Annotated in this window: 1 protein-coding gene; it reads right to left on the bottom strand. The window is 43.4% G+C overall.

Going from position 1 to position 1,035, the window contains the following annotated elements; genetic code table 11:
• A partial coding sequence (locus V5E99_RS30935) for a hypothetical protein (protein ID WP_499806315.1) occupies positions 1 to 1,035 on the bottom strand: 1,035 nt, incomplete at both ends.

Genomic DNA, 1,035 nt, shown 5'->3' with positions numbered 1-1,035 from the left:
CCCAACTAACTGATACCCGTTGTCGGTTGGGATGAAACCAATTTTTTTTCCATGCTCATCATATATCTCCAAGTTTTCCAAGAAGCCAACGGTGATTTTGGGATACAAACTTACGAGTAGTAGGCAGTGTGGGTACAATGATCCTGTTGTTGCTAATCCTAGCTCATATGCTGTTTCTGCAAATGGCGAAGCAAAAATTTGGACAGCTCGCTCCATTATATATGAATAGGAGTGCTCTTCGATATTTCGTGCTGCATTAGCAAAGCATGCTGGATTATTGCGATCTCTCATCCATTGAATTTGGCCGCCCTCTTTTTCTCCAAGTCCACCGATCCGGCGGAGTTTTCCATTAGGTGCTTCTCGCAACCGACGATTTAGTCTGGCCTCTAGATCTGCCACCTCAGCTTTAGCCCAGGTTGTTAAGTCATTCATTGATGATGTTAGATTATCAAAAATATTGTAGATGGCCGCTTGGTCTGTCACCTCTAGTGGAATATCGTGCAATAATTTTGAATGAACCAGCGTTCCGTCATTTCCTGTGCTGATTCTGGAGGCCGCATTGTTATACAGTCTCTTTGGTAAAACGGGTAATCCAGCATATCCCCCACTTAGTACTGATGCCGGAATGAGTTGGTTGCGTACGAAAGCTGAGAATTGCACGTTCCAGGCCGATGCGATGGTGCTTAATTTCTGGCCTTGTCCGCTATCATATGCTGTTGTAACGTAATACTTTACAAAACGATCCCAGAATTCATTCATGAATACGTCTGAAGTTAAGTGTGTAGGTGTGATATCTGATGGTTGAGCCTCTATAAAATCTCCTAGATACGATAGCAATGGCATTGCTCGATAACGCCTTCCTGAAAGGAAGATATGAGTTTCAGAATAGAGTTTCCTTGTAAATTCTGCACCAAGCTTTCGGTAAAATGCCCATAAGGGAAGAAAATGCGTCCCTCCAGAAACGTTCTGCAACGGCCACCCTCGCCAATATTCTATTTTTTTCGGGCATTGCTCTAAGCCATTCAACACATTTAG

It is taken from the genome of Janthinobacterium sp. LPB2021202312-11-4, from assembly GCF_037049705.1.
Lineage (GTDB): Bacteria > Pseudomonadota > Gammaproteobacteria > Pseudomonadales > Pseudomonadaceae > Aquipseudomonas.
Note: the sequence above shows the minus strand (reverse complement) of the source record. Positions and strands in the feature narration are given on the sequence as shown.